The sequence below is a fragment of the Streptomyces sp. NPDC006458 genome, from assembly GCF_040612135.1.
Lineage (GTDB): Bacteria > Actinomycetota > Actinomycetes > Streptomycetales > Streptomycetaceae > Streptomyces.
Genome location: NZ_JBEXPR010000056.1, coordinates 1 through 26,261, shown reverse-complemented (window position 1 = coordinate 26,261; position 26,261 = coordinate 1). Strand labels below are relative to the sequence as shown.

The 26,261-nt window shown below is 69.6% G+C and carries 18 protein-coding genes and 2 pseudogenes; 5 read left to right on the top strand and 15 right to left on the bottom strand.

Features of this window, described 5'->3' with window-relative positions:
- Positions 1–228 precede the first annotated feature (228 nt).
- The 3 genes from ABZZ79_RS38360 to ABZZ79_RS38350 are packed head-to-tail and all read left to right on the top strand — an operon-like array spanning position 229 to position 3,271.
- Entirely contained in the window at positions 229–882 is a 654-nt protein-coding gene (locus tag ABZZ79_RS38360) for a pyridoxal 5'-phosphate synthase (protein ID WP_356697099.1), read from the top strand.
- Positions 879–2,417, top strand: coding sequence for a sulfatase-like hydrolase/transferase (locus ABZZ79_RS38355; protein ID WP_356697097.1), 1,539 nt, complete (start codon positions 879–881; stop codon positions 2,415–2,417). The genes ABZZ79_RS38360 and ABZZ79_RS38355 overlap by 4 nt, the downstream gene beginning before the upstream one ends.
- Positions 2,414–3,271: a hypothetical protein gene (locus ABZZ79_RS38350; protein WP_356697095.1), complete on the top strand. Its 858-nt coding sequence runs from the start codon at positions 2,414–2,416 to the stop codon at positions 3,269–3,271. Before ABZZ79_RS38355 ends, ABZZ79_RS38350 begins: the two co-directional genes overlap by 4 nt.
- A 54-nt stretch (positions 3,272–3,325) precedes the next feature.
- Here the strand turns inward: ABZZ79_RS38350 and ABZZ79_RS38345 are convergent, their stop codons facing one another.
- The 9 genes from ABZZ79_RS38345 to ABZZ79_RS38305 form a co-directional block, all read right to left on the bottom strand.
- Positions 3,326–3,946 (bottom strand): thymidylate kinase, encoded by a 621-nt coding sequence (locus tag ABZZ79_RS38345; RefSeq protein ID WP_356697093.1) that lies wholly within the window; start codon positions 3,944–3,946, stop codon positions 3,326–3,328.
- A 13-nt stretch (positions 3,947–3,959) separates the two neighbouring features.
- The gene (locus tag ABZZ79_RS38340) at positions 3,960–4,820 is read right to left on the bottom strand and encodes an Sden_1164 family protein (protein WP_356697091.1); all 861 of its coding nucleotides are present in this window, start codon (positions 4,818–4,820) and stop codon (positions 3,960–3,962) included.
- Positions 4,820–7,147, bottom strand: coding sequence for an FAD/NAD(P)-binding protein (locus ABZZ79_RS38335; RefSeq protein ID WP_356697089.1), 2,328 nt, complete (start codon positions 7,145–7,147; stop codon positions 4,820–4,822). Before ABZZ79_RS38335 ends, ABZZ79_RS38340 begins: the two co-directional genes overlap by 1 nt.
- A gap of 105 nt (positions 7,148–7,252) precedes the next feature.
- On the bottom strand, positions 7,253–8,932 hold the full coding sequence (locus ABZZ79_RS38330) for an Sden_1168 family B12-binding radical SAM P-methyltransferase (RefSeq protein ID WP_356697087.1): 1,680 nt from the start codon (positions 8,930–8,932) through the stop codon (positions 7,253–7,255).
- On the bottom strand, positions 8,929–10,089 hold the full coding sequence (locus ABZZ79_RS38325; protein ID WP_356697085.1) for an aminotransferase class V-fold PLP-dependent enzyme: 1,161 nt from the start codon (positions 10,087–10,089) through the stop codon (positions 8,929–8,931). The genes ABZZ79_RS38330 and ABZZ79_RS38325 overlap by 4 nt, the downstream gene beginning before the upstream one ends.
- Positions 10,086–11,207 carry a phosphonopyruvate decarboxylase gene (gene aepY / locus ABZZ79_RS38320; protein ID WP_356697083.1) on the bottom strand — a complete coding sequence of 374 codons (1,122 nt, stop codon included), beginning with the start codon at positions 11,205–11,207 and terminating at the stop codon, positions 10,086–10,088. The genes ABZZ79_RS38325 and aepY overlap by 4 nt, the downstream gene beginning before the upstream one ends.
- Entirely contained in the window at positions 11,204–12,871 is a 1,668-nt protein-coding gene (locus tag ABZZ79_RS38315; protein WP_356697101.1) for an isocitrate lyase/phosphoenolpyruvate mutase family protein, read from the bottom strand. The genes aepY and ABZZ79_RS38315 overlap by 4 nt, the downstream gene beginning before the upstream one ends.
- Positions 12,872–13,426: 555 nt before the next feature.
- A complete protein-coding gene (locus tag ABZZ79_RS38310; protein WP_356697081.1) occupies positions 13,427–14,512 on the bottom strand; it encodes a nucleotidyltransferase family protein in 1,086 nt (361 codons plus the stop codon).
- A gap of 4 nt (positions 14,513–14,516) precedes the next feature.
- A complete protein-coding gene (locus ABZZ79_RS38305; RefSeq protein ID WP_356697079.1) occupies positions 14,517–14,765 on the bottom strand; it encodes a hypothetical protein in 249 nt (82 codons plus the stop codon).
- Between the two features lie 375 nt (positions 14,766–15,140).
- Between ABZZ79_RS38305 and ABZZ79_RS38300 the strand changes: the two are divergent.
- Positions 15,141–15,346: pseudogene (locus ABZZ79_RS38300) on the top strand (IS5/IS1182 family transposase); the annotation flags it as partial.
- Between the two features lie 13 nt (positions 15,347–15,359).
- Positions 15,360–15,461: pseudogene (locus tag ABZZ79_RS38295) on the top strand (methyltransferase); the annotation flags it as partial.
- A gap of 411 nt (positions 15,462–15,872) precedes the next feature.
- Here ABZZ79_RS38295 and ABZZ79_RS38290 read toward each other — a convergent pair.
- The 6 genes from ABZZ79_RS38290 to ABZZ79_RS38265 all read right to left on the bottom strand — a co-directional run bounded on the left by ABZZ79_RS38290 (position 15,873) and on the right by ABZZ79_RS38265 (position 26,091).
- Entirely contained in the window at positions 15,873–19,400 is a 3,528-nt protein-coding gene (locus ABZZ79_RS38290; RefSeq protein ID WP_356697077.1) for an SAV_2336 N-terminal domain-related protein, read from the bottom strand.
- A gap of 3 nt (positions 19,401–19,403) precedes the next feature.
- Positions 19,404–20,387 (bottom strand): MoxR family ATPase, encoded by a 984-nt coding sequence (locus tag ABZZ79_RS38285; RefSeq protein ID WP_356697075.1) that lies wholly within the window; start codon positions 20,385–20,387, stop codon positions 19,404–19,406.
- Positions 20,384–22,726, bottom strand: a complete 2,343-nt coding sequence (locus ABZZ79_RS38280; protein WP_356697073.1) for a hypothetical protein — start codon at positions 22,724–22,726, stop codon at positions 20,384–20,386. The genes ABZZ79_RS38285 and ABZZ79_RS38280 overlap by 4 nt, the downstream gene beginning before the upstream one ends.
- Complete coding sequence (locus ABZZ79_RS38275; RefSeq protein WP_356697071.1) at positions 22,714–23,889, bottom strand: hypothetical protein; 1,176 nt, start codon at positions 23,887–23,889, stop codon at positions 22,714–22,716. The genes ABZZ79_RS38280 and ABZZ79_RS38275 overlap by 13 nt, the downstream gene beginning before the upstream one ends.
- Before the next feature lie 400 nt (positions 23,890–24,289).
- Positions 24,290–25,162: a carbohydrate ABC transporter permease gene (locus ABZZ79_RS38270; protein ID WP_356697069.1), complete on the bottom strand. Its 873-nt coding sequence runs from the start codon at positions 25,160–25,162 to the stop codon at positions 24,290–24,292.
- On the bottom strand, positions 25,159–26,091 hold the full coding sequence (locus tag ABZZ79_RS38265; protein ID WP_356697067.1) for a sugar ABC transporter permease: 933 nt from the start codon (positions 26,089–26,091) through the stop codon (positions 25,159–25,161). Before ABZZ79_RS38265 ends, ABZZ79_RS38270 begins: the two co-directional genes overlap by 4 nt.
- Positions 26,092–26,261 lie beyond the last annotated feature (170 nt).

Sequence of the window (26,261 nt, the reverse complement as noted above, 5' to 3'; positions counted from 1 at the left end):
CTCCTCCGAGTACCGCCTGCTGCGGTTGCTCTTACTTCCCACCTGGCCACTACTTCCTCTGGAACCTCATGTCCCAGTCTCCAGGTGTCCAGCATTACGGGGAAGCTTCAGGCCTGCTGGTCTGGATGCCCTTGCTCACCCGGACCCGCGGGATTCCTGTGGCCCGGGCGTCACTGAAACGAGCATATGTGCGCGGCCCCTGAGCAGCCACGAGGTAACGTGACGTCGGTGAGCGAGCCGATTCGAAACGTGTTCCGGGCTATTCCGGTGTTCCAGAACGTGAGGCCGGTGGACTTCTCGGCGGAGGATCTACCCGACCATCCGCTGCCGGCCCTGACGGAGTGGATCCTCGCGGGTCTGGCCGCCGGGCAGCCGGAGCCTCATGCCATGAGTCTGTGCACTGTCGCCGCGGACGGCACCCCATCCAGCCGCGTCCTGCTCTGCAAGGACATCGATGCCCACCGGCTGTACTTCGCGACGCACTCGGACAGCCGCAAGGGCGTCGCGATCGCCGCCAACCCCCGGGTCTCGGTGAACTTCTACTGGTCGGCCAACGGCCGCCAGGTCCAGATCACCGGCCGGGCGCAGTCCGCCGGGCGCGAGGCCTCGGAGCGAGACTTCGCCGAGCGTGGACGCGGCTCCCAGCTCTCGGCCCATCTGCACCGGGCCGAGCCACCCTCCGGCCACGAGGAGATCCTCGCCGAGCATGAGCGCCTCTCAGGGGCCTACCCGGACGTCGTTCCCTGCCCCGAGACCTGGACCCTGTACGGCATTACCCCGGACGAAGCCGAGTTCTGGCAGGCCAGCCCCGACCGCATCCATCAGCGAGTCCGTTACACCCGCAGCGGCGACACCTGGCAGAAGGGTTACCTCTGGCCGTGACACCGCGTCGCACCGCCGCCGGCCGCCGTAACATCCTGCTCATCGTCGCCGATCAGCTCCGCGCCGACGCTCTCGGCTGCTACGGGAATCCGATCACGCGCACACCCCACCTGGACGCCCTGGCCGCCAGGGGCGCCCGCTTCGCCGAGCACTTCTCCGTCACCGCGCCGTGCGGGCCGGCGCGTGCCTCGCTCCTCACCGGCGTCCACCAGTCGGTCCACCGCGTCATGGACAACTCGACGGTGGCCGACGACCGACTGCCCACCCTCGCCATCCAGCTCGCGGCTTCCGGCGTCTCCTCCCACGTCGTGGGCTACACCGACACCGTGCGGAGCGGCCCTGACAGCAGCTACGAGGCAGTCCCCCCGGGCTTCACCTGGCATACCCGGTTCAATCTCAACCCTCCCGGGCTGGCTTCATGGATCGAGCACCTGAACCGCAACGGGTACTCCGTGCCCGACGATCCGATGAACATCCTCCGGCCGGTCCGTGGCACCGCCAACCTGGCTGGCTTCCCGGCAAAGTTGAGCGACACCGCGTACATCGCTGACCGAACCATCGCCTGCATGGCGGGCCTTGCGGATGAACCCTGGCTCATCCTGGCAACCTTCCTGCGGCCTCACCCGCCCTGGGTGGCGCCGGCCCCATACCATGGGATGTACGATCCGGCGCTCACCGCACCTCCGTTGCGGGCTTCGACCCGGGAGCTGGAAGCGGCCCGCCATCCGTTTCTGCGCAGCTGGCTTGCCCGCCGCGTGCCCGACACCGCCCCCGAGGACCTCACCGACGAGGCCGTGGCCGCCCATCGGGCCACGTATGCCGGGCTGGTCACCGAACTGGACCACCAGGTCGGTCGTGTCCTGGCGGCCCTGTGCGACCTCGGGCGGGCGGAGGACACCCTTGTCGTCTTCACCTCGGATCACGGGGACTCGCTCGGCGACCACTGGAGCCTGGGCACCGGGGGGTTCCGCGAGACCGCCTATCGCGTCCCCCTCATCATCGCGGCGCCGGAGCAGTCGGCGCCGGTGTCCACCACCCTCCCGACCGAATCGGTGGACATCGCGCCCACGGTGCTCGAGTGGGCCGGAGCACCCGCACTACCCTGGAGCAGCGGCCGCTCCCTGCTTCCTGTGATGGCCGACGACGATCGCCGGGCCGGCCGGCGGCGGACCGCGGCCGTGTGCGAGTTCGACTTCAGCCACATCGGCGACGACGAGGACTCCGCCCAGGCCGACGTGCCGGCGTCGGCGCGCAACCTCGCCGTGCTGCGCGGCTCCCGATTCACCTACGTGCACTTCCCGGAGCAACGCCCGCTGCTCTTTGACCGGTTGAACGACCCGGGTGAGAGCCGGGATTTGGCCGCGGCCCCAGAGTACCGCTGCGTCGTCTCAGACTGTGCCCGCCGGCTCCTCGACCACCGGATGAGTTGTGCCGACCCCAGCCGCCCGCTGCCTTCGCCCAAGCCTCAGCAGACCGGGCCGCCCGTGGAGTCCGGCCCGCCCCCCGCCACGACCGCACCCGGGAGCCGTTCGTGAACCCCGCCCCCAGTTCCGGCGAGCCCGGCCTGCTGATCCTCAAGGTCGGCGGCGGTCTCTTCTCCGACAAGCGCCGTGACCGCCATATCGACCTCGACGCGGTGGCCGGCTTCGCCCGCTTGGTGGCGGACCTCGCGGCCAGGGCACCGAGCAGGCTGATCTTGGTCTCCGGAGGAGGGTCGTACGGACACGGCGCGGTACGCGCAGCCGCCACGGACGCGCCCTGGGACGCACTCCGGCTCACCCACGCCAACGCCGAGCTGCGCTGGGTGTGGACCACGGCGCTGCGCGACGCCGGCGCCACGGCGTTTCCCATCCAGTTCGCCGCCGTAGCCGTACTCGGCCAGGACGGCCGGCCCGTTCTGTGCGGCGATTCCGTGAGGCGAGTCCTGGACATCGGCGCGGTCCCCGTCCTCACCGGGGATTGCCTTCCGACAGCTGAGGGTTCGCTCGCCGTTGTCGGCAGCGACCACGTGCCTGCCGCGCTGTTGCCTCTCGCCCGCGGCCCCGTGCGGATCGCCATGCTCACCGACGTCGACGGGGTGCTGGACAACGGCCGCCCAGTCCCGTGGATCGACCCGGACCGCGCGGACACTGTACGAGACGTGCTGCAGGACGCACCCGGGTGGGACACCACAGGAGCGATGAGCGGCAAGCTGCGCGGCTTGCTCGACTGCGCGAGGCTCGGCGCGGAATGCCTCATTCTCCGGGGCGACACCACCGTCGCCGACCTGCGATATCTGCTGCTGCCCACCAGCCAGTGGCCGGCTGGCAGCCTGCACACGCGCATCGCTTGCCGCAGCGACTCGCTCGAGGCACGTTCCGACTGCGAGGCGCGAGTCCGTTCACGGTGATACACCGCAGCACACTTCGCGAGGCCGAGAGCGTCGACGCCGCTCCTTGACCGTTCAGGTCGTTTCGATGAGGGCGGCCAGGTCAGCAGCGACGTGCTCGACGGGCCGGTCGGTGTCCAGGCTCGGCCAGCCGTCGCGCTTCGCCCAGAGGTCGAGCCGATCGGCGATCGCCTGCTGGTGAGTGAAGAAGGAGTCGCGGGAGCAGGACGGATCCATGCCGCATTCGTAGGGGACGAGGTCGCCCTGCTTGCGCTTCCAGGCCAGCTCGGGGTCGAGTCGCAGCCGCACTGTGAGGTCGGCCTTCGGCAGTCCGGCGACGACGGTTTCCACCCAGTCCGGGTCGAGGCCGTAGGTGATTTCGCTGGCGGCGTGCTTCATCCAGTAACCGTCCACGATCACCAGGTCGCCGTGGGGTTCCCGGTGCGCCTGCAGAGCCATGCCCATCGACCACATGAGAAAGAGGAGTCGGGGCGCGGCTGGCATATCGGCCACGCAGCGGCGGATGGCCTTGATGTCGTGGTCGAGGAAACGGGCCGCGGGATAGTGCGGACTGTCCACGATGTCCCAGCGGTCGACGGTCTGGACCTGGCGTCCGCGCCGTTCGAGATGGGCGACCACCTCGCGGGTGAGCGTCGACTTGCCCACTCCGTCGGTCCCCGCCAATGCCAGCAGCATGGGGCCCTTCCTTTCATGGCATGCCGGGGACGACTTCCTGCTCGGCGAGTTGAACGTTCTCCGGGCGGACGGAAACGGCTTCACGCTTGACAATGGCCGGGTACAGGAATTCCTGGACATGCCGATAGTCCTCCGGGACGTCGCACTCGGAGAAGAGCAGTGCGGCGGGCAGCCGGGCCACCGGAAGCCGGCCGAGTGCGAACAGGTACTGCCACACTTCCTCGTGCTCCGACAGCCGTCCGCTGAAGCCGTACGGCCGGGACGCCGGCGGGTCGCCGACGATCCACGCGGCCACCTCGGCGGCGGTCGGGACCTCCGCGGCGTCCAACAGGATCAGCCCCAGGCTCTCACCGAGCAGATCGAGCCCCTGGGTCATGGCCTGCCTCAGCCCTTTGCCGATGAGCACCGGCTGCTCCGCGGAGCGCCCGTAGACCCGCACCTCCTCGCCGTCACCGCTGACCCGGTCCACCGTCAGCAACCGTGAGCCCGTGAACGCCGCGGGAGAGTGCAGCACAGACCTCTCGTAGACGACGTCCGCATCGGTGACGAGGACCCGTGTGCCCTCCGGCCGCCACCGTAGCAGGGCCCGCAGACCGGTCAGCAGACTGACGGTCGACCCGGCGGGTCCGCCGCCGGAGGCCACCGGGACGATGTGGACCAGGTCGTCGGCATACGGTGCGAACACCGCACGGTGAGCGGGATTGACCACCAGGAACACTCGCTGGACCCCGCGAGCGCGAAAGAGCTCCAGGTTACGGCTGAGGAAGGAGGGGCTCGACGGTGCCCTCGGCACAAGCGGGAGCAGCGCCTTGGGGGTGCCTCCCACGCCCATGCGTCGGCTCTCCCCTGCGGCGAGGACGATGACGCTCTCCATCAGGACAGCACTCCTTCTGATTCAGCCAGAGATTCGGCGCGGGAGCCGGCCATGGATTCGGCGAGGGGTTCGGCGCAAGCGGTCCTGGCCCTCAGCCGCTGCCGGAACCCGCGCAGCCACATCAGGACGTCCCGCATGACGTGATGATCCTGGCCCGGCCGCAGCGCACCGAGCTGGAAGAACATGACACCCTCCGAGGGCGGCCCGAGGACGGTGATCCGTTCGTCGGCCGCACCGTCCGCCCGGACGGGATGGAACGCGTAGGTGAGGTCGAGGCCGCCCGGTTCGAAGCTGCTGCCGTCCGCCGAGGTGTTCCGCCACAGCCTCACCAGGCCACGGTCGGTCAGGTTGCGGTACAAGGGGCGGACGTCGGTGCGGGGGTCGAAGGCGTGGACCCGGGCGTCAGCCAAGGTGCCAGCCTGGCGGCGGAACCCGGTCGACGGTCCTGTCACCGTGAACAGGCCGGTGGCCGGATCGACGTCGACCTGGGCCTCGGGGCCGGCGCCCACATCCAACAGGCCGTGCCGGACGATTGCGAGGATCTTCTCCATCACCTCGCGCGCCGCCCCGTTGGCCAGCTTGTTGTGGTGACGCATGTACCGGTGCAGGAACAGTCTGTGAGAGTCGGCCGTCAGTCCGGCGTCGTCGACGGCGTGGGCGAGCACCGGCCGCAGATCCCGCCAGACGCCGTCGGCCGCCGCCTTCACCGGGTTGTCGAGGTTTCCCTGCGCGGCCCAGAGGTGGTCCCGCTCCATGAACTCCGTGAATCGCTCGCGGAACTCCTGTGCCGTGGAGAAGGAGCCCCGCGGGATCGGCTCCGTCAGCCGAGCCCAGTCGAAGCGGTTGCCGAGGAGCGACTCGTCCAGCTGCCAGGGCGAGCGCAGCGAGGCTACGAGCCCGGGCAGCCGCTCTGGTGTCTCTCCGGCATCGCGCACCTCGCGTGCGTGCCGCGGCCCGAAGACGACCTCGATCCAGCGGGTCAGTGCCGCCTCAACGGGCCACCCGTGGGTCGCCTCGGCGGCCTGGCCGAGTGCCACCGAGCCCCGCAGAACGGCGTCGAGGACACCGCAGACCTCGTCCACCGCCTCCTCCAGCGGGGCGAGCAGGCCCTCAGCGCCGGTGTGCGGCCCCGCGCCGAGGAAGGCGCGATAGGAGGGGTCCGCGCGCTTCGCCAAGAAGTCCCCGGTGGCGGGCCCGAACAGAGTCGTGTAATGGACCTGAGCCATCTCCAGAAGGACGAGGGGCAGTACATGCCGCTCGAAGTCGAGCTGCTTCCGGGTCCTGCCGCCATGGGTGACCCGCTCGCCCACAACTGCCCTGAGTCGGTCCACGGCCTGTTCGGTGAGAAACCGGCCGCGGTGCTCCAGTCGAGCCGGGTCGCGTTCCTTGTCGTTGTGCGGCCGGGCGTAGGTGAAGACCCCGGTGGGACTGAACGCGATGATCGAGTCCGGCTCGGCGCCGCTGGGGCGGTAGCGAAGTCCGCCTCCCGGACCGGTCTCGAACCGGCCGCCGCGGCCCTCCGTCAGGTGCAGAATCTCATCGATCGCGGTCAGGCCCATGCCCGCACAGGCCACCACTGTTCCCGGCCCTGAGATCTTCTCGGGAAGGGCGGTGTCCAGTGGGTACGCGTACGGGACGTAGTGGGCGCCTGAGGCGCGGGCGAAGTCCGCCAGGACCGCTGAGCGTTCCGACCGGGCGGGATCGTTCTGCGAGTGGCCGGTGAGCAGCAGCAACTCGTCGCAGGAGTACTCCTCACCGTCCGTGGTGCGCACGGACAGCGCCGCGGTGTCATCCCGTACGTCCGCGACCTCTGCCTGGTGCAGATGGACCGTCGTGCGCTGACGCCCGCGCAGGTCCGCCACATAGGCGGCGAACATCTCCCGCAGCGCAAGGCCGTGCACATATCGTTTGGGCCAGTCTGTCGGGCCGAGGGCGAGATCCGGGTCGCCGGTCTCCGCGAAGCGTGCCCGACACCACTCGTAGAGCGTGGGACGCAGGCCTGCCGGCCGTAGCGGCCCGGCGTCCGTGACGCTTTCGTCGGCCGCGAAGCCGATCTGCGCCGCGATTCGGTTGAGATAACTGGTAGTCGGCTGCGACCAGCTGTGCACCAGACCTGCGCCGAACTCGCCGGAGCACTCGAAGACGCGAATCTCCAGCGGAGCGCCGCCAAAGTGCAGGGCCTCGGCGGACAGCCGCTCCAGTACGTACGTCGCGCTGGGTCCTCCGCCGACCAGCACCAACCGGTACGGGACGGCTTCGTCCGCGCCCGGGTCCTGACCGTGCGCCGGCGCGCTCGAGCCCTTGTCCGCGTGCTCTGACGAAGGCATGGCCGATGTCCACCTCTTTGCCGCATGTGTGCCGACCACCGTCTGCGATGCTCGGGCCGAAAGAACGCGAGCCGCCCTCGGTGGCCGGCCCGGTGGTGACGCACGTCAGCTCGGCGGGCCTCCTCCGGCGTCGATGATCGCGGCGGTGATCGCGGAGGCAGTGCCGACGCAGATGCGCGACATCCGCTCCTTGTGGTCGCGGTACTTGCGCTCCCAGGCTTTTGGATCGCGCTCGTAGATGCTGCGGTTGTAGCGTTGGAGGAAGTCCTCGACGAGGCCTTCCAGCCGCTTCGCTTCGAGGTCGGCGAGCCACAGTGTCGAGCGGGCGGTGTCGATGTGCAAGGAGCCCTCGTAGGTGATCGTGCCGTTGCTGACAGACCGTTCGAAAAGCTCGGAGCCCGGGATGGCCTGAGCGAGGAACACATTGATGGAGTGGAACGGCAACTGCTCCACATAGGCGAAGCCGGCCTTGATCTGCTCCTCGGTCTCGCCGGGCATTCCGACGACGAGCGTGCCGTGCATCAGCACGCCCAGGTGGTCGAGATAAGCCATCAGGTCCGGGACGCGGGTCAGGTCGACCGGCTTGCGGTGATGGTCCTTCAGCGTTTCCGCGCTCCCGCTGTCCAGCGACAGGGTGATCTGGTACAGCCCGGACTCGACCATCCGGTCGACCAGCGGCGGGCTGAGGGTGTTGACCATGATCCCGTTGGGTGTGCACCAGGGGAGACCGAGCGGCGTCATGCGCTCGAACAGTTCCATGGCCCGCTTACGGTCGAGGGTCAGGTTGTCGTCCGCGAATTGGATCTCGTCCGCGCCGTAGGTGTCCTTGTAGTACTCGATCTCGGCGATGACGTTGTCGACCGAGCGTGCGATGTACTGCTTGGAGAAGTTGGTGCTCGCGCAGAACGTGCAGCCCACCGGGCAGCCGCGGGAGGTGTACACCTGCATGACCCGCTTGCCCCGGGGGTACGGCGAGAAGGGGACGTTGTGCTCGAAGTACCGCTCCATGGGGACCTTGTGGTAAGCCGGGACCGGCAGCGCGTCCAGATCAGTGACGCGGGCGAGCTGCGCGTTGATGAACAGCTGGCCGTCGTGCCAGCCGGCCAGGCCGTCCGCGTGGATGTCCAGCTTGCCTTCGCCGAGGTTCCGGAGGAAAGCCCCGAGCCGGATCTCGCCCTCGCCCCGCAGCACGAAGTCGATGAAGGGCACCCCGTCGACCACCGCGTCCTGCAGGAACCGCTTGGCATAGATGCTGGCGTGCAAACCCCCGGCGATGACGGTGGTCCTCGGTGCGACCTCCTTGACGATCCGCGCGTACCGGTAGAGGTTCCACAGGTCGGAGGAGTAGATCATGGTGAAGCCGACCACGTCGAAGTCGTTGTCGGCGATGTACGCCCGGAAGCGGTCCTCGGACATGCCGAGGTTCCACACGCCCTCGGAGACCGGGATCTCCTCGTCGATCCCCTCGACGATGCAGTCGAGGATGGAGACGTCGATCCCCTCCTTCTCCAGCGCGCCTGCGATGTAGCAGAGCCCCAGAGGAGGGACGACCCGCTTGACTGCACCCTCGTAGACGCACATCGGGGGCATGACCAGCAGGGTGCGCGGGATGCGTCCCAACGACTCGCCGAAGTCGGCCAGTTCGGGCTGCGGGCGAGGCCTGCGTGTCCGGGCGGTTTCGTCCTTCTCCGCCAGGTACAGCCGCAGTGCGCTGTCCCGCGGCAGATGGTCATCCAGCTTGTTCTGCCGCACCCGCAGGTCCTGCGGCGGCGTCGATTCGCTCATGTGCTGCGCCCTTGCTTCGCTGTTCTGGGTCTCCCGGCTCGGTGGGACGTCAAGAAGCGGTCCAGTGTGGCGAGAAAGGCGTCGATGTCCCGTTCGTCCATCTGCCCCATGGTGGAGACGCGGAAGTATTCCCTGGCGAGTTCCTCCTGGCCGGCATAGATGATGAACCCTTCCGCCTTGAACGCGTCGTGCAACTGCCGGTACGACGCCCCCTCAGGCAGTCGTACCGCGGTCAGGCTCACCGCCCGCTCCTCGGCGGGCAGCAGAAGCTGCAGCCCCGCGGCCTCCAGTCCCCGGCGGAGCCGCTCGGCGAGCGCGAGGTAACGCTTGCTGCGCGCGGCCACGCCCTCCTCAAGGGCGAGCGCGAGGGCGGTGTCGAATGCGTAGAAAGCCGGTACAGCAGGTGTGAAGGCCGGCGCTCCGGCGTGGTCCTGGGCCCGGAAGTGCCGGGCGAGGTCCAGTGAGTAGGACCGGGGGGCGCCCTCCAGAGCGGCGAAGGTTTCCCGCCGTGCGCAGACGAACGCGACCCCGGGCATTCCCTCCAGACTCTTGTTGGCCGATCCGGCGACCCAGTCGAGGCCGTCCGCGGCGATGTTGAGCTTTTCGGACCCGACACTGCTGACGGCGTCCACGATCACCTGCCGCCGGTGGCGGTGGGCCACCCGGGCCACCGCCACCACGTCGTTGAGCATTCCCGTGCTGGTCTCGTGGTGGACCACGGTCACATGGCTGAGGGAAGGGTCCGCCGCGAGCGCGCACTCCAGGCGGTCCAGGTCCACCCGCCTGCCCCATCCGGCCTCGAGCGGCGTGACAGGGATGCCGTGCGCCTCCGCGATGTCGCGCATACGGCGGCCGTAGTGCCCGTTGTCGATGGCGAGCACGGCGGCGCCGACGGCCGGTGCGGACACGATTGCGGCCTCGACAGCCGAGGTACCGGACCCAGTCAGCACGACGGAAGTGAAGTCACCGGTCCCGCCGCAGACCCGGGTGACCCGCGATCGGACCCGGTTCATCAGCGTCGCGAACTCCGGTTCCCGATGGCACAGGTCCGGGCCGGCCAGCGCGGAGCGTACCCGCTTGTCGGTGAGCACCGGGCCGGGGTTCATCAGGACGACACGCCGCGGAGCGGAGCGGTCCGGCGGCAAGGCCGGCGTCATGAGGACACCGCCGTACGGAACCGGGCGGCCGCGTCGGGCGGCGCCAGGCCGGGCCGACCGAGCGCGGGATCCGACCCCGCCCGGATGCGGACACGGACGAAGTGCGGCCCGTCCGTCGGCAGAGCGCGGGCTACGGCAGCGCGCAGGGACTCTCCGGATGCCACGTCCGCGGTGGTGCGGTAACCGCACGCCGCCGCCACTGCGCAGAAGTCCACCCCGGCGGAGATGGTGGACTGGGCGCCGGTCGACTCGTAGGCCTCGTTGTCCAGCACTAGGTGCAGCAGGTTCGAGGGGGCCCGGGTGCCAATGGTGGCTATGGCCTCCAGGCGCATCAGGGCCGCTCCGTCGCCGTCCAGGACCACCACCGAGCGGCCGGGGGCGTTGATGGCGACTCCGAGGCCGATGCTGGAGGCGCAGCCCATCGAGCCGACGACGTAGAGGTTGCCCGGCCGGTCCCAGTCGCGCTCCAACTCTCGGGCCGTCTTTCCGGTCGTCGCGACGACGAGGGCATCGCCGCCTGCTGCCCGCACCCCCTCGGCGATGGCCTCTTCCCGGAACATCCGAGCGGAGGGGGCGGGCTGGGGCGGCCGTGAGTACGGCGCGAGTGCGCCCTTGGGTACGACCAAGGCATAGGGCAGACCGGTTGCGTCCATGTGGGCGGCAGCCTGCGCCAGTGCGGAGCCGAGGTCGACGAGGTGCCGGGGGAAGCTCTCGTGGCGGATCTCCATGGCGGTGAGCAGGTCGAGGGTGATGTTTCCCATGAGGCGGTGCTGGGGTTCGTCCGGGCGCCCCGGTTCCCCGCGCCAGGTGATCAGGAGCAACACCGGCAGGCGCAGGGTGTGGCACAGCGAGGTCAGCGGATTGACGGCGTTGCCCAGCCCGGAGTTCTGCAGAATGACGACCGGCCGACGGCCGGTGAGCTGTGCTCCGGCGCTTACGGCCACAGCCTCGCCCTCGTTGGCCGCCGCCAGGTAGGACTCGGGGTACTTATCCTGCAGGACGCTGATCAGCGGGCCGAGGTAGGAACAGGGCACCCCTGCGAAGGGGCCGAAGCCGGCCGTGACGAGGGTGTCGGTGACGGCGACTGCGTCCAGCGCGCCACCGGGGCGGACGGTCACCTGCCCTTGCCTGCGAGGAGCAGGTCTGCCCTGCAGGCGTCGGCCTCGGTGCGGAACTCCGCCCATCCGGAAGCCGTCTCCACCGCGTGCACGGCCCAGCCTTCCGCGATCAGTTCGTTGAGGAGGTCCTCGAGCCCGATGGACCGGCCGCCGGAACCGCGTCGCGCCACAGCTTTGTGCAGCGCCGCGAAAGCCTCGGGCGAGAAGACGGCGAGGCCTGCGAACACCCCGTCCGCCTGGTCAGAGCCGAACGCGGTGACCAGGGTTCTGCGGGTGCCGCGCAGCCGCCGCCCCTGCACGGCTGTCTCGGACAGCGCCACCGTACGGCTCAGATCCAGAGCGTGGGCGTCCGTGCCAGACACGTCGACCAGCACGGTGATGTCGTGCTCGTCGGCCGTCAGCCGCACGACCGGCTCGGCGTCGAACAGCACATCGGGGCGGGCCAGCACGGTGTAGCCGTCGAAGTCAGTCGACGCGTGCGTCACGACGTCCCCGGCGTCCAGGCTCGGGCCTTCAGGACCCCGCACAACGGTGACATCGGCCAAACGCACGTTCGCCGTCCGCTGGTCGACCACCGCGGTGATGTTGTCGATTCCGGCTCGTCGCAGCGCGCCGGCCTGGTGGTCCACGGCCGCGCCGACAGTGCTGACCGGCAGGTCCTCGTCGGCTTGCAGCACGGCCCGCAGGCGCTTGCCGGCGCGGCTGAGGAAACGCTGCTCCGCCTGCTTGAGGGCTTCCATACCTTGCAGGTCGAAGACAGTCGCGAGGGGTGCGATCCGCTCCTCCACCGCGGTGGTCCGGCCGTCACGCAGGATGGCGGCGAAGGTTTCGCTCACCGCGGCGATCATGGCGCGCAGACCGTGGTTGGCGTAAATCACCATCTTGGCCCCTGCGGCTGCCAGCTCTTGCGCGGTCACGGTGTGATAGGTGGTCGGCACCACGACGACGGGGTGCGGAAGGCGCCAGCTGCGCAGGAACTCCAGCACCGGATCGGGAGAGTCGCCCTTCGCGTGGATGAGGACGGCGTCCGCGCCGGCTTCCGCGTAGGCCTCGGCCCGGCGCATGGCCTCGTCGAATCCCCATCCGGCGACCAGCGCCTCAACTCGCGCGATCACCATGAGATCGGAGCCGCGCTGGGCGCTCTTCGCCGCAGCGATCTTGCCGGCGAACTCGGTGAGGGGAGCCAGCTCCTGGCGGCTCGGGATGAAGCTGTTCATTTTGGGGAACCGCTTGTCTTCGATGGCGATCGCTGCGACGCCGGCCGCCTCGTAGCGACGGGTCATGTGCATCACGTTGCTGGCGTTGCCGTAACCGGCGTCGCAGTCGGCGATGACGGGCATGACCACGGCCTCGGCCATCGAGCGTGCGACATCGAGGAACTCGCTCATCGTCAGGAGGTCCGCGTCCGGGAGACCATGCGAGGCGGAGACCTCCAGGCCGCTGGACCAGACGCCGTCGAAGCCTGCCCGCTCGGCGAGGCGGGCTCCGAGGGGGTTGTGGGCGCCGACGATCCGGACGAGTCCGGGCCGTTCGAACAACTCCCTGAGTCCTGACGCTCCCAGGGGGCCCGACACATGGCTTCCCGCTGCGGAAGCAGTTGTGTGAGAAGGGGACGCGACAGCCGAGGCGTCGGCAGATCGAGTGAGGACGTTGTTGGCAGGCATCGCTAAGAGAACCCCCGCGATCTCAGGCGTTCGGCATTTCTCCGTGCTCACAGGCAGGCGGGCGCGGTTCCGAACCAATTTCAAAAGCCGATCAGGGCAGCCGATCGGACGAATCTGTTCATACGTCCGGCCTTCGACACGGGATCTTGACCCGCGCCCGGCACTTCGCTCAGAACCCCCTTGAGATGACCTCTAGGGCTCCTGGAGAGTAACCGCCAGTCTGTATCTGCCGACGGAGGACCGCCGGACGACCGAAAAGATCAAGACGTTTCGGGAGTCGCGGGCAGTCGCCTCGGGCATCCGTAAACGCGGTCGACATCCGCCGATTCCACGGATAACGCGCCCACAATTGTCCGCGAATGTCAAAACTTCGACCGAAACCAAAATGATGCCGCCAACCAGCGACCATGTAAAGCCGTTGCGCGACCCTCGGGTTCTGGTGATGCGTGCGCAGCTCTGCGGTGTTGGTCTGCCCCACATTGGCTGAATGTGGGGCACACCGCTGTCGTTTGGGCATCTGAGCGAGAGATTCGATTTCCGTAGTACCGTCACACTTTACCGCAGTGTCATAGCGCGTCTTGGGTCACTGCGGCTCGTCCAATTGTCGCCGGAGGGATCGAAAGCGTAGGACGGGAACCGCTCCTGGAAGTCGAACAACTTCGCGAGTTGCCAACCCCAGTCGCGCACACGGCTGCTCGTCGACTGATGGACGGATTGGAGAGTGGGGACGGGAATCCGGCCGGGAGCGAGCTGGTCACAGAAACGCAGGAAGTACGACAACGTCGGGCCCAGTGCGAGATCGCGGGCGACCTGCTCTACGACGCCCCAGTCCACGGTGCCGGCAGCCACCTCCGGGATCGTATAGACAAACGGCCGCAACGAGCACCCGCCATGAAGCGCCACCTCGTTGTAGTACCTGCTGAGGTTGAGCCAGACGTGATCTGCCGGGGAGAGCGTCTCCCCCACCCCGAGTGAGCTCGGCACCGCGCGGTCAAACAGCATCGACGGATCGGCGTCCGACGCCACATTGTGGTGGACGTCGACCGCGATGACGGCGACCGCCCGCCCAGACACATGGTGGAGAGGGTGAGCGTTGTACATCTCCGCCACCTCCACGACGACGGGGTCGGTCAGCTCGACGGTCTTCACGAAGGGGGCGAGCTCGTAATGCCGCAGCTCGATGTCTGCTACGTCTCGCAGGTCACGGTCTTTCATGACGCCTTGATCCGTATCGAAGAAGGCGTGCCGAAAGCCGAGGCCGTACATGACCGACTTGACCGTTTCGATCTGGTCGCGTCGCACGAGAACGTCAGTGTCCCCGGTGAAGCCGATCGAGTGGCCGGGGAAATACCGCGGGAGCAGCTCCCCCCCTTTGAAGGTGAGCGTACGGACATCGCTGCTCGCCAAGGCTTCGATCACTTCGAGCAAAGCGGTGAGCTGGCAATCCCACACGGCGTCGTATACCGCCTGCCGCGCATCGACTACCCCCGACCCCAGCGCGAGAACAGAGTCCATGTTCCTTGATCTCAGGAATGACCGAACGCTGTCATCGGCCGGAAGGTCGGCCAGATCGAGCCCCAGCGGCTGTGCGCGATCGGCGCACCACCGCAGCAGCCGGATCGCGACCTCCGCGTTCGACATCCGCCTATCGCTTGGCAGACCTGTCCCCCTTCAGCGAGATCTGAGCGGAGACGTCACCATTCGAGCCGCCGAGGTCCGACAGGATGTCGGAGACCATCGCTTGGGAGCCTCTTACCGACAGCACGACCGAATCAGCAGAATCCGTGATGGTGTTCTGTACCTTTTTCACGAACTCCGATGCCGCGGATGAGTCTTTGAGCGTCAGGACGACGGAGACCGGCGCGTCGTATTTGATTTCCGCCTTGTTGGTCACTGCAGAACCTCTTTCTCATACTCAAGCGTTGTCGACGAGCGGTGGTCGCTTCATCTGCGGCCCGACAGGCGCGTGCGCGGGCAATTCGATCGCCGCCCGCGGATTGTCGACGCTCGTTGCGACCAACCGCATTAGACAGTCCACATCGGCGATCCGTAACACGCAACACGACACACTAGGCCAATGGCATGAAAATGACGGGCCGGCGCTGTCCTCTACTGAGGTCTTCGGCATATGGGCTCGCAGAGAATCGTCAGTAAACCTCGTCCAACCTGCCGCTACACGGGCGGTGTTGGGTTGCGCTGCACGCAGGAAGACGTGAAGCTCCCGGTAGATGGGTGGCGACCAAGACCACCCGTCCGCCCGGAGCTTTACGTGCTCATCCACCCATCGGGGCTTGATCTGTCCAGTTCGGCCCTTCGGTTCCTGTCCGGTCTGCCGGCCGCCCGGCGTGACGAACGGGGGCACGCGGCGGCGTCGGCTCACAGCGGACGGACCGGCAGGCCCTGCTCGTGCCGGCCCACCTGCGGTGCGGTCACACCTATGCCCGGCTCGCGGCCGGTTTCGGCGTCGGAACGACCATGGTCCACCGAATGCAGCGCCCAGATCCTCACCGCCTGGCGCCCCGACCTGCCGATCAACCACAACCCCGCCCACTACACCCCCATCGCCCACCCACCGGCCGCCTCCACGTGACCCGGCTTCCCGCGACGACCCTCAGTAAGGTGATGGGATCAGCCAGTGCACCTCGCAGAATGCGCTGCGCTGACGGCGCTCATGATCACCTCCGGTGAGTGGAGCGACCGCGTACGGCGACGCCGGGAAGCCAAACGCTCTGACGTCAGTGCGCCGGTCACAGCGACGCGTCCGGACGGGCCGGCCACGGGTGGTTTCAGCACGCGCTTGCCCGCACAGCCGCAGCCGGTCTCACGGCCCTCGCCGGAGACACAAGGGCGACTGTCCCGTACCTGACGAAACGACAAGGGCAACGACGGTTCGCGGGTCTTGCGCACGCGGCCACGGACAGCGTCCAGGATGCACGCCACCAGTACGCAGCCGGCGATGCGCATCACCACCGTGCCGACCTCGGCGGGTGAGAGCTCACCGCTAGCGGACCCGGTTGCGGGCGAGGCCCACGCCACCCGCATTGTCGCCCCCGAGCACCGGCTGGCGCAGATTGCGGGCACTCAGCCGGTGTTGCGCCTCCTCGCACAACAGGTCCACGGAGATGATCTCAGGGCCGTTGTCCAAGCCGTTGCGCAGGATGTCGATGAGCTCGCCGGTGAACGCCGTGTACCTGCCGTCCGACGGGCTCGGGGTGTCCTGGGCGGACGCGGCCATCACCAGGACGTTGCCGGGGTAGGGGATGTTGAGGACACCGGGCAGTGAGCCGGTCCTCGCCGCGCCTCCGTAGTAGCAGTCGAGGACGACGACCTTGTGGCGGGCCGGACTGCGGATCACCAACTCCCGGATCTCGTCGGTGGACACGGCCATGACCGGTGAATACGGACGAGTGTCCCGGACGGCGAGACTCAGGTCGCCGTTGACGGAATCGAACATGCTGTGACCGGCGAAGTACACCAGCAGCATGTCCTCGGCGGCAGCGGCGGCACGCCCGACCGCCTCCAGGATCTGGTCCCGGCTCTCCGGGTTCGCCAGCACCATGGTGCGTTCCGGGGCGAAGGCACCGTCCGCCGGATCCGACAGCAGATCCGACAGATCCACCAGGCCGCGGAGCACCTGCGGAAGGTCCGGCAGGTCCTCGTAGGCACCTGCACCGATCAGCACCGCGTTGGACCGGCCACGGTCCGGAAGTTCCAGACGGTCCAGCAGGTCCGGCCAGAGCCACGCCCACGTCCGAAGACCCTCGTCCTCGATCCTCACGCGCCGGAGACGGCCGTGGAGTTCGGGCACCTGCGCGTACAGCGGCTCGGACACGACGAGCGCGGCGTCGGTCCCGGACCGTCTCAGGACGGCCGAGTCGGCCATGCGGGTGGCACGGAGCACTGCCTCCCCCACCGCGCCGTGTTCTCCCATGGCGGCGGCTCCCAGGTCCATCGCCGCCCTCACCCGCAGCCGCTTCCCCTCCTCATAGGCTTGTTGCATCCCTTGGGTGAGACCGTCGATGAAGCCTCTGACCACCCTCGCTTCGTCCATCCCGTGGGGCAGCAGCACCAGTGACCCGCCGCCCCGGTCCTGGCGGACCCACGCCCGGCGGCGGACCCCTGTCATCCGCGCGGCGTGCTCGAGGACGTAGCCCAGAGCTGCCCGCATCCTGGCCTGGGTGTTCACGCCCATCCGCCCGTATCCGACGATGTCGACGGCGATGCAGATCCTGTGGTTCCCCGGCACGAAGGGCAGGCCTGCCGGAGCACGGTTCTGGAAGCGCAGCCCGGTGACCGTCAGGTCCGGCCAGGCGGCGACGCACTCGTCGAGCGGCACCGCCCCGCCGGGCTTCTCCTCGTCGTCCACCATCAGGAGGAATCCGGCGGGATCGGCGGGCAGGGCCATGTATTGCGCCACCTGGGCCGGGTCCGGCCAGCCGAAGGGGGATCCGGTCCGCCTGACCTCCACGGGGCAGTACCGGTCCTCAACTCGGCAGACCAAGTCGGAGCGGCGGGCAGGCCGTGGACCGCGGTGGCTCTCGCGGTGGAGGTGGAGGCCGCGCTCGCCGAGGTACCGCGTCAGGTCCTCGACGATCTCCGCCTCGCTCAACGGCACCGCTGCGGGCCGGTCGTGCACGTACTCCAGCAGATGCAGGAGCAGCACGTCCGTATCGTGGGGGACGTCTCGCATGCGGCTGAACGTGTCGCTGACCTCACGCGCACACAGCGGCAGCATCGCGTCGAGGTACTGTTCGCGCAGCCGCGGCCGTATGTCGGCGGGCGGCTCGCCCCGCGACTCGGCGACCGAGTCCACGAGGCTCATCACGAAGTCCCATCGGGGCGGCGTCGCATCGGGTTCCGGGACGCCCAGTTCCTGGCACAACAGCCGCACCGATGCCTCCAGCCCCTCCCTGCTCACCCATGCGAAAGCCGTCTCCTGCGCCGGCGGGGCGAGCTCCGCGCCGTCCAACGACGGGTCCCGTACCCCCAGCCGCACCCGCATCGCGGGACCCAGGTGGGCGAACGGCATGGTCGCCCCCGTGCCGTCCCCGTCCAGCGGCCAGGCCGGGAAGTCCGTTGAGCGGCCGATCAGGGACTCGATGCGCTCCCCCACCCGGCGGCTGCAGTCGAGGAGTTCCGCCGTGGGGACGGCGTCGAGGAGCAGGTCCTTGGCCTCCGCAGTGAAGTCGAAGAGGCGGTGGCGGCCGGCGAGCAGGGTGTCCCCGGACTGCGGAAGGGGCTGTACGAGCCCGCCGAGAAAGACCTCGGCCAGTGGTGCGGTGCCCTGGCCTTGGTCGAGGCAGGAGTGGACGAGCTGCATCACGGGCACGGTGACGGGAGCCATGGCCGCCAGATGCCCCGCCAGGCGCAGGGCCTCGGGAGAGGCGGCGCGGGCGAAGTCCCGTACGGACACGGGGACCGGTTCGCCGACCGGTGGCCGGCTCGGGTTCGGAGCCCACACGGGCACGGGGACCGGACGGCCGACGAGCGTGTTGACGGCGGCCCAGACCGCGAAGCCCGCCGCGGTCGGCTCCAGCACGGGAACGGGGACCGGCGGGGGTGGCGCGACGCTGGGCGGGAGTACCCGGTCGGCCACCGTCCAGGCGGCGTTCGCCGCTCCCGGGCGGGGAGAGGTGACCTGCCAGGTGTCCGCCCGCACTCCGGAGCCTTTCCACAGCCGGCGGGGCAGGGTGTGGATCACGGCTGTGGGGCCGCAGCGGGCCCATCCTTCGAGTACGGGCCGCAGCCGTCCGTCGCGCCACGCGGGGGCCGCGCCGTCCGTGACGACCAGCACCATGGTCCGTCCGGAGGTGTCCGAGACGGTGTCGGCAGGCCGGGTCGGTGGGGCGGTGGTCCAGGGGCGCCCGAGACGGACCCCGGCCCCCTCGACGTCGTAGCGGAGCTGGTGGGTCTCCACCTGACGGAAGGCACCGCTGCGTTCGAGGAGGCCTCTGAGTTCGGCGCACTGCCCCTGCCACAGAGGCATGGACACACCGCCGTCGATGATCAGTGCCAGCCGCAGCCACCGCTCCGGCTCGGCGCGCAGCACCAACTGTGGGATCCGTGTGTCGGCCTGGAGATCGGCGGTGGCCGCCTCGTCGAGTTCACTGCGGCGACGACTCGGGACGCGTCGCTTCAGCGGGCGCAGGGCTCTGCCGAGGGCAAGCGTCGGGCCGAGGGCCCGGGCGCCGGGGGTCCACAGGGCCCCGGTCGGCGGCTCGGCGGCGAGGGGGCCGGAGGCGACCGCCAGGTGCGGAGCGGGGCGGGTGGCCTCTCCTCTTCGCTCGCTGTGCCCTGTCCGGGCTACGGAGCCCGGAAGGGCAGAGGCGTCCGGGTCCGGGTCCGGGTCCGCCCGGGGAGGCTCGGCGTCCGTGGTCCGGGGGTCCAGGGACGGCGGGGCGTGTGCGGCCAGGGGCGCGGCCCGGCCGGACGGGACGCGTGTCGCGAGCCAGAGGGCGTCGAGGAGCTCCTCCTGCTCCATGGGCAGGCCGGCCTCGTGCGCGAGTACCCGCCGCAGCTCCTCGAACATGCCTCAGCCGTCCGCGTTCAGCCGGTGCAAGACCGTCTTCAGCAGCCCGTCGGCGTCCAGGCGGGCTCCGCCCCGGCGCAGGAACACCGCGTTGAGAAGCTGGTCGGTGGCCAGTTCCCCGACGGCCCGCTGGGCCAGGAACGCCATGACCAGGTCCTCCGCGTCGGCGAGGGCGTCCGGTCCGAGGTGGCCCGCGAGGATCTTCTTCAGGCGGGTCTCGTCCGGGTCGCCGAGGTGCAGGGGGAGGCAGCGGCGGCGGAATGCCGGGGGAAAGTCGCGTTCGCCGTTGCTGGTGATGACGACGAGGGGAAATTCGGTGCAACGGACCATTCCCCGCCTCACCTTGGCCGTCCGGTGCGGATCGGCGGTCAGGACGTCCACCTCCGCCTGCTCCTCGGGCAGTCTCGACAGCTCCGGGATCTCGAAGGTGCCCTCCTCGAAGACGGTGAGCAGGTCGTGCGGCAGGTCTATGTCGCCCTTGTCCAGTTCGTCGACGAGCAGCACCCGGGGGCGGTCCTGGGCCGCGAACGCCGTGCCCAGCGGACCCAGCCGGAGGAACGAGCCGACACCGGGACGGGGTTGGGCAGGGCCGCGTTCGAGGTTGCTCTCCTGGAGCCGCCCGATGGCGTCGTAGCGGTAGAGGGCGTCCTGGAGCGTGGAACGGCTGTTGACGGGCCAGTGCAGCACGGGGCCCAGATCGAGTTCGTGCGCGATGGCCGCCGCGAGCGAGGACTTGCCGGTGCCGGGGTGGCCCGTGACGAGCAGCGGGCGGCGCAGGTGGATGGCGGCGTTGACGACTTCGGTCTCCTCGCGGCCGATGACGTAGCGGGACCCGGCCTCGGGGGCGTCGCTCCCGGCGCTCGCGAAGCGCCGCCAGGGTGGTGCCGCAGGGATCGTGGGGGTGCGCCGCTGTCCGTCTCCTCGGAAGAGCTGCCAGCTCTCGTCCTCGGAGGTGGAGCCGGTTTCCGTTGTGGGCTCGTGGGTCATCGGGGGCTCGTCTCCGGGGACTCGGAAGGGATGGGAGGGGCGGTGGGGTCGGAGAGTTCGGTCAGCGACAGCACCGGCGGCAGGGGGCGGTCGGCGTCTTCCAGCAGTACTGCCGGGCGCAGGGGGTGGGCCGACGGGTTCATGCACGCCTGCGCCCGGTAGTCGCGGACCCGCCGGGGCAGCCCGTCCACGGCCTGCTCGGGGCGCAGGGGGGCGAAATAGGTGTCGGGGACCTGGGCGGAGGCCTGCCGGTCCCACAGCACGACCGGATAGCCCAGCCGCAGCGCCGCCTGCACCAGACGGTCCCGGCCGTCCGGGCCGGCCCGCACCACGGCACGGGCCGCGCCGACGTCTGCCATCAGGGCACCGTAGCCCGCGTAGCCCTTGGTGTGGCCGTCGTCGAGGAAGACCACCGTGTCGCCGTGCCGCCCCGTCCAGCGGTTTCTCAGGCCTGCCTGCCGCTGTTCCTCCCGCCCGGGGTCGGCCAGCGGCGCACAGCGCAGCGCGGTCGACCACTCCACGCCGAGCAGCAGAGGCAGTTCGTCGTCCTCGTCGGCGCCGTTCCAGGCGTCGACGGGCAGGTGTACGGCCTCCGGCTGGAGCAGGATCTCGACGATCGGGGTCTCCCGCGTGATCCCGCGCAGTGAGGAAACGGTCCGTTGTATCCGGCGCACCACCTCCCGTGGAGACAGGGGCGCGGCGCTCTGTTCCGCGGCCTGTGTGAGGGCACCCGTGCCGGGGTCGAGCCAGATCACACAGGTGTAGTGGTCGGCTCCGTCGTCCGCGGAGCCGAGATCCGGTGGCGCCGCGTCCAGCTGTGCGACCACGCGGGGACGGCCGGCCACCGGGGAGAGTGAGTCCCGCCAGGCGAGTGCCTCGGCGCGGCGCTCGGCGAGACCACCGTCGTCGACCGCGAGCCGACGGGCCGTCCGCTCCGCCCACTCGTGGAGCTCCGGGCGGACGGCGGGGAGGAGAGCGGCGAGCCGCTCGGTGAAGCGGAGGACCGCGGGCACCAGCTGGTGGCCGGGGTGGTGCAGGCTTTGTCCGCCGGTGTGCTGCTCGAAGTGTTCCACGCAGGCCATGAGCCGGGCGACGGTGGGTCCCTGTGCCTCGTCCGCACTGGGCGGCAGCCACGATCTGACGAGCGGCTGTGCGGCCTCAAGGGCCGCGATCAGCTGGGCCGTCGACGGCAGTCGCGGCGCGCGGCCGAGCAGCTCTCGCAGGGAGGCGTACTCCAGAGGGGACAGCAGGCCGGGCGCGCCGTGGGCACGGCCCAGTACGAGTAACTGGTCGGCCTTCGCCCGGTTCCGTGTGTGTACGACCTCCACGAGGGCGGCCATGGCCCGGTCGACCGTGAGCAGGGCATGCGCGATCCGCTCGTCGGAGGGGCATGTCCCGAGGCCGGCTGCCGGGCACTGATCGGCGAGGTGCTCCAGGCACCGGGCCCGCAGTCCCGCGTCACCGAGTGTGTCGTGCAGGGCGAGGGCCAGCCGCGACCGCACGGTCGACGCGGGCAGCGGGGGCGCGGTGGTGGCCGGCCACTCGAATCTCTCCCTCGAACCGTCCAGTGTGCGGACCTCGATGGTGACGGGGGTCTGCGAGTCGGGCGTCCTGGCTCGCACATGAGTGAGGAGTGCGGTCAGGTCCGGGCGCAGGTCGACGGCGTCCGTCTCCAGCCGGTCGAGCACGGCGCCGGAGAAGACTCCACTGCGCAGGGCAGCGTCGTTCTCGGCGACCTGGCCTGCGGTGGCCGCACAGAGGGCGAACTGTTCGACGGGGCGTCGGCGCACCGTGGGGAAGTCGGCGACCGCGGGGCCCGTCGGCTGGTTGTGGTGCTCCAGGAAGGTCGCGCACGTGTCGAACAGGAGCACCTGTTGGCCGAAGCCCGCCAGGTCGTCGCGCTGGAGGTACTCCATCAGGTTGGCCGTGTCGACGCACCGTTTGTCCTTGGGAGAGGCGTCGGGGCACAGCAGCAGACGCCGGTCGCCCTGGCCCAGCACGCCGTGGCTGCCCCAGAAGACGTAGAGCAGGTCACCGGACCGTCCTTCGAGGCCGGTGGTGAAGGCGTCCATCAGTGCGTCGCGGGCCCAGGTCGGCCGCCAGGTGACTTCCCCCGCGGCGGCGAGCGCGTCGAGCCGGGCGCGGCTCTCCTCGTCGGGTGCCAGCAGCAGTTGGATGTTCGCCTCGGGCACCCCGCCCTTGCGCAGCCACCGGTGGAAGCGCAGGGCGTCGTCCACCGCGCCGGGCAGGTCCCAGCCGGGGTGCCGGGGGTACCGTTCGACGCCGACGACCACGGCGTGGACGCGGGCGGGGTGGTCGACGGGTCTCAGCCCAGCCATGTTCCGACCGCGTCCCAGACCTTGCTGTTGGACCAGTAGGCGCTGTGCGCGAAGGGGAAGGGCTGCCGGTTGTCGACCTCGTGGTCGGTGGCGACGCCGGGGAAGGCCTGGGCGGCGCGGAAGGACAGCAGGTCTCGGGGGTCGTAGATGTTGAGCCAGCGGCGCGGGAAGTGTGCGGGAAGCCGCTGGGGGTGTTCGAGGGAGACCAGGGCGCCCGTCTCGTAGAAGAACGGCGCCTGGGAGCCGACGGTGATCAGCTGGTCGACCCGCTCGATCGTCTCCTCCACCATGAGGTCGACGCAGGCCACCCCGCCCAGGCTGTGGGCGATCACGGTGACGGCGTCGCCGGGTGTGTGCTCGATGGTGCGCTTGATCAGTCGGCGCAGGCTTTGGCCGCGGGCCTGGTAGCGCAGGATGTCGCCGACGGCGGGCACGACGAGGTGGTCGCTGTGCCGGCCCCGCTTTCGGCGGGCGTGCCACGTCAGGGCGAGCAGGGCGGGCGTGGCGGCGGCCTTGGCCACGGTTGCGCCCAAGGTACGGCCCTGGGAGTGCAGTTCGGCGCCCAGGACGGAGAGGAGGGCGTCCCGCTGGAGGCCGGCCAGGGAGTCGGCTCCGTCATCCGCCGCCTCCGCCAGCGCCGTGGCGACGACGGCCCTGGCGAACGCGTGCCGGTGCTCGTAGCCGCCTTCGTCGGCGGTTGCCGCCGCGTCCCGCAGCTCCGGCGAGGCGGCAACCGCACCGACGGCGCGGTCGAGTGCTTCGCCCAGCCCGTGCTCGGCGAAGGCGCCGCGGACCTGCGGGGACGGAACGTAGCCGGAAAGCTCCTCGAGCAGCTTCTGCGCGGGGCTCTGGCCGCGCCCCTCCGAGACTGCGGCGGGGCGCAGGCCCAGCAGGCGCAGCTCGTAGCCGGGGTCGCGGTAGAGCACACCCCAGACGGCCACGTCCTCGTCCTCCTCGCGTCGGCCGCCGCGGGACCCGGTGTAGCCGGGGATCGACGCGCCGTCCAGCGCGAGGCCCGCCCCGGCCTCCCGCCCCCAGAAACAACCCCTTGTCTCGGCCCCGGGAAGCAGCCCGGTCAGAGCCGAACGCACCGCCATGAACGTCTGGTCGTACGATTTCTCGCGCACACCGGTGCCATGGACGAAGACCACTGAGCGTTGCACGATCCCCCACCTCGCGGACGCACGGGCCGGACCTCTTCGCGCGACCCGGACCCGATGCTAGTCGGGGCGGCCGGACACGGGACGCGATCCGGGCCAATCGGTCCCGATGATCCGCCCGTGCGACCGGCCTCGCCGGCCCCCGGTGCGTCCTCAGGGTGGCCACACCAGCCTGTCCGCCCTCAGCGACCAGGCGAGCGCGGCATCGAACGCCGACACCGGCCAGGCCGCGAGGGCGCGTTGCTCATGCTGGGCGCCCCTCGGGCTGACCGGCGAGACCGCCGGTCAGCCCGAGGATCCGGGCGCCCGGAGTCCTGGCACACCCCCGACGAGGCCACGGCATGCGACACCACCCGCTGCGGCACGGCCGAAGCCCTCGATCAAGCTAAGTTGCTCAGGTGCCTCAGCCTTTCAGGGATCCTGCGGCCAGGCCGCTGCGCCAGTGGCGCTGGAGGAGCAGGAAGGCGATGACCAGGGGCAGTATCGAGACCGCGGAACCCGTGATGACGGTGGTGCGTAGGACGGGGTCGTGGATGACCTGGGAGTTCCACAGGTTCAGCCCCAGCGTCACGGGATACAGCTTCTGGTCGGAGAGCATGATCAGCGGCAGGAAGAAGTTGTTCCAGATGCCGGCGAACTGGAAGAGGAAGATCGTGATGAGGCCGGGCATGATGAGCCGGATACTCACGGTGAGGAAGATGCGGAACTCGCCGGCGCCATCCAGGCGGGCTGCTTCGAGAAGCTCGTCGGGTACGGATGCTTCGCTGTAGATGCGGGCGAGGTAGACGCCGAAGGGGCTGACGAGACTCGGTAGCAGGACCGCGAGGTAGGTGTCGGTCAGGTCGAGCTGGCTCATCATGAGGAAGACGGGCAGCGTCAGTGCGGTGACGGGCACGAGGACGCTGGCGAGGATGACGGAGAAGGCGGCCTGGCGTCCGGGGAAGTCGTACTTGGCCAGGGCGTAGCCGGTCATCGCCGCGAGAAGTGTTCCGAGTGCAGCGCCGCCTCCGGCGTAGAGCAGGCTGTTGAGGAGCCACCGGACGTAGATGTGGTCGTCGCGGGTCCACAGTTCCTGGAGGTTCTGGGCGAGGTGGACATCGGAGAACCACAGGCTCGGTGTGGTCGTCAGGTCGCCGGCGCTTTTGCTGGCCGCCACTGCGAGCCACCACAGGGGCAGCAGGAAGTACGCCGTCGCCGCAAGCATGAACGCGGTCGAGGGGAGGCCTGTGCGCAGGGAGCCGCCGGTGTGACGGGACTTCATGTCAGCGGTGTTCACGACTGGGACCTCCGCTGGGTCACTTTGAGGAGGCCGAAGGAGAGGATGCCGGCGGCGAGCGCCAGGATGACCGAGAGGGTGGCCGCGTAGGCGTAGTTGTTTCCCGAGGCCTGGCTGAACGCCATCATGGTGGGGGTGAAGGTGCTGGTCACCGAGGGTGAGATGCCGGCGAGGACTTGGGGTTCGGTGAACAGCTGCAGGGTTCCGATGATGGAGAACAGGGCGGTCAGCACGATTGCCGGACGCAGGATGGGCACCTTGATGTGCCGGGCGACCTGCAGAGCGCTTGCCCCGTCCATCCGTGCCGCCTCGTACACCGAGGAGTCGATGGCCTGGAGAGCCGAGTAGAGGATGATGACGTTGTAGCCGGTGTAGGTCCAGGTCACGATGTTCGCGACTGACCACAGCACCATGTCGGGCCCGAGGAAATCGGCCGGCAGGTGTGCCGATTCGAGCAGGCTGACGACGGGGCTGAGCCCGGGTGTGTACAGGAAGCCCCACATGATGACACCGATGACCGCGGGGACGGCATAGGGGACGAACAGAGAGATCCCGACGAACCGCTTGAGCCGCAGTGTGGCCGAGTCGAGGAGCAGCGCGAAGACGAGGGCGAGCCCCAGCATGAGGGGCACCTGCACGATGCCGAACAGCAGGACCCGGCCGATGCTGTCGAGGAACGCGGAGTCCTGCAGCGCGCGGCTGTAGTTGGCCAGGCCGGCGAACGACTCGGTGGCCCGGCCGAAGGCGCCCTGGCGGGTGGTGACGAACAGGCTGCGGTAGACGGCGTAACAGATGGGCAGAACGTAGAAGCAGACGAACAACAGCCCGAACGGGGTTATGAATATTGCCGCGGTGCGCCGCGTGCGGGCGCGGCTGGCGGTGATGGTGGTGCTGCTTCGCCGATGCCGCTGGGCGGATCGGATGGTCATGGTCTCTCCCGGGACGGCGGCGCGGCCCACACGCGGGCAGGGGCGTTGGCCCGCGCCGGTCTGTGGCTAGTGCCTCGGCAGGCAGCGTTTGCCCGTCAAGGAGCGGCGTCCGGTGCGTGCTCTCGGTGTGCCGGGTGCAGGCCCTCGTACTGGATGTACTCGGGTTTGTG